Raw genomic sequence first — 2747 nt, 5'->3', positions numbered from 1 at the left:
AATCATTCAAGCTATAAACCAGATCGAGAGTTCAGCCACCCTCAAGTCCCTCCACAAAATGAGCATCAAAGTGGCGAGCCTGGAAGAAATGAAAAAAGCCATCGCTGCCGTGTGAGTATGCTGGTTAGACATGCCCACTGCTAAGGCTGGTTACGTAGGCGGTACCAGCAAAGAAGACAGAGCCCGGAATGCTGCTTTGGCCATGGCCGCACTGGTGCTGTGGGACGGAGAATAATGCTCGAGCCCATTGACGAGCCTAATGCCGGCTCGAAGGCCGTTTTCGGATTGCATATGCCGATGCTTTTGCCGTTGTTTTAGCTTTAGTTTGGAGCTGAGCTAGTAACTCGGGATCCGGAGATTGTGGCTATTGAGGGGTGGGAGAGGTTGCGCTTAGACCTGATACCGTAGGTTCGGTTTGGTTGGTTCATAAAATGGGCGCTCCGGGGAACTCTAGTGATTAGCCAGGTAGTGGGCAGTACCTGGGTTGGTGCTGCCCCCAGCTTAAGCTAGGGGCAAGTCTTGAGGAAAAGGATTAGAGAAGCGAGGGTTTCCGCTTGCAAGGAGCGCGCATTCTCATCCTGGGCGGGGGCGATGGCGGTTTGGTAGCCGCCGGCACCTTGCGCAAGTTGCTGGGTCGGGAACACGAAGTTACCTTGATTGACCGGGAGCGGGACTATGCCTTCCGGCCCTCCTTTCTATGGGTGATGCTGGGGCAAAAGCATCCCCGCCAAGTCCTTCGCAGCCGCCGGGCTCTGGCTACCAAAGGGATCGAGTTCCTCGAGGCCGAGATCGCAGAGATCGATCTGGTGGGGCGCCAGGTGACGGTATCCAGGAGGGGGGCTGAGGAGCCTCTTGGTGTTGGGCAGGCACCCAGAAGAGCTGGGGCCCTCGGCCGACTAGCGGCCAAGCCGATCTTGGCCAGCGCCACTATTCCAGAGACACGAAGGGAAGCAAGAAGGAAAACAGAAAGAGAAGAGCGCCCGTATGACTACCTGATTATATCCTTGGGGGCGGACCTGGACCCCGAGGCGGTACCCGGGGCGGGGCTGGCGGTCCGGCAGGGGCAAGCCCACGTCTTCTACGATCTGGAAGGGGCAACCCGGCTCCGGGAGGCCTTGCGGGAGTTTCAGGGTGGTACCATCACCATCTTGGTTTCCCACCCAGTCCATAAATGTCCTCCGGCTCCCTACGATGCCGCCTTTCTCCTCGATGATTACTTTCGCCGCCGGCGCCTTCGGGATCGGGTGACCATTCGCCTTGTCACCCCGGATCTGCAGCCGTTGCCCGCCGATGGCCCGGAAGTCGGCAAAAGGGTATTGAAGCTCTTGCAGGAGCGCCACATCGACTTTCAACCTGGCAGTTGGGTAACCGGCATCGATCCGAGGCGGGGCCAAATCCTGCTTGAGGGTGGAGGTAGGGTTGATTACCATCTGCTGCTTTTGGTGCCCCCTCACAAGGCTCCCGAGGTAGTGCAAAGGGCTGGCCTAACCAGCCGGAGCGAGGACGGTGGTGATACCAGCGGCTGGATTATCGCGGATCCCAAGACCTTGGCCACCGGATACGAGGACGTCTATGCAGTAGGCGATGTAACCGGCATCCGGCTTCCGGTAGCCCATGAAGGCAGCACCGGGTTTCTACCCAAGGCCGGCGTCTTTGCCCATTTCCAGGCGGAGGTGGTAGCCCGCAATATAGCCAGCGCCATCAAAGGAGAAAAGATGAAAGCTGTATACGACGGCTTTGTCCTTTGAATTTTTAATACTGCTTACGCCCGGGCGGCGGTAACCATTGGCCACTTCCTCAAAGAACCTTACCCGCCCCGCATCATAATGCGGGGCCCCAACCGCTTCTGGCATATGGCCAAAGCTGGCTTTGAAAGGTACTGGCTGGCCAAGTGGCTGTAAAGGCCGAGCTAGTCTTGTTTTTCTCCTTAATTTGCAACCGCTTGCCACAATAGTCCGCTGCAGCCCAAGATGGAGCGTTAGCTGGCTCAGCGAAGGATTACGGAGTGGAGAGCTACACCCTGGGTGGCAATAACTGAGTTTTTCAAGGAGATCCTGGTGTACACGCCACGTCATGAAGGCTGGATTGCGCTTAAGGAGGAAAAAATGGATATAATACTTATCAGGTACAACACGACAGTTGTACCTGATGGTCCAACCTGTGAGGGCCTTCCGCTCCGAGCAAAAGGAGGTTGAGCGATGCCTGGTACCAAATTGGAGAAGGCAACTAAGAAAAGCTGGATCCTAAAGCTGAATCCCAAAGGACAGGCTACTATTCCCGCGGAGGTTCGCCGTTCCTTGGGATTGATGAAGGAAGATCGAGAAATTGAGCTAGTGTGGGAAAATGGAAGCTATAAGCTCAAGCCGCACAAAGCACCTATTCCTATCAGGAATTATATAGGATTTGCAGCTGAGGAACTGGAGAACATCGAAGATGCAGTGGGCTATATTCGTGAATTGAGAGGACGAGGTGTGCCTTCCACAGGGCTGATTTGCTAATAACCGCGGATGAAGGAATTCCGCGGAAGTATTTTCCGGAGCTCAATACCTATAACCCTTTCTTAAGGGTAGAACCGACCCGGTGATACTGGCCAGCGTAATTGGTCCTATTGACCCCGCATCGCGCCTGCTTTCAGATGCCCTGGATGTGCCTCGACGCCACCGCCAGTCGTAAGCCATCTGTACCTCGTAATCAAGCTTGGCCTAGCCGCTAAGCCGCCAACGCCAAAGCTCCGATTGCGCTGCAAG

Annotated in this window: 3 protein-coding genes; all 3 read left to right on the top strand. The window is 55.8% G+C overall.

Annotated features, from left to right (window positions below; all coding sequences use genetic code 11):
* Positions 1–554 precede the first annotated feature (554 nt).
* The 3 genes from H5U02_15000 to H5U02_14990 all read left to right on the top strand — a co-directional run bounded on the left by H5U02_15000 (position 555) and on the right by H5U02_14990 (position 2498).
* The gene (locus tag H5U02_15000) at positions 555–1748 is read left to right on the top strand and encodes an NAD(P)/FAD-dependent oxidoreductase (GenBank protein ID MBC7343727.1); all 1194 of its coding nucleotides are present in this window, start codon (positions 555–557) and stop codon (positions 1746–1748) included.
* Positions 1749–2024: 276 nt separating this feature from the next.
* The gene (locus H5U02_14995) at positions 2025–2195 is read left to right on the top strand and encodes a hypothetical protein (GenBank protein MBC7343726.1); all 171 of its coding nucleotides are present in this window, start codon (positions 2025–2027) and stop codon (positions 2193–2195) included.
* Between the two features lie 3 nt (positions 2196–2198).
* A complete protein-coding gene (locus H5U02_14990) occupies positions 2199–2498 on the top strand; it encodes a hypothetical protein (protein ID MBC7343725.1) in 300 nt (99 codons plus the stop codon).
* Positions 2499–2747: the final 249 nt, after the last annotated feature.

This window comes from Clostridia bacterium, from assembly GCA_014360065.1.
Taxonomy (GTDB): domain Bacteria; phylum Bacillota; class DSM-521; order Neomoorellales; family JACIYF01; genus JACIYF01.
This window is presented reverse-complemented; position numbering and strand designations above follow the sequence as displayed.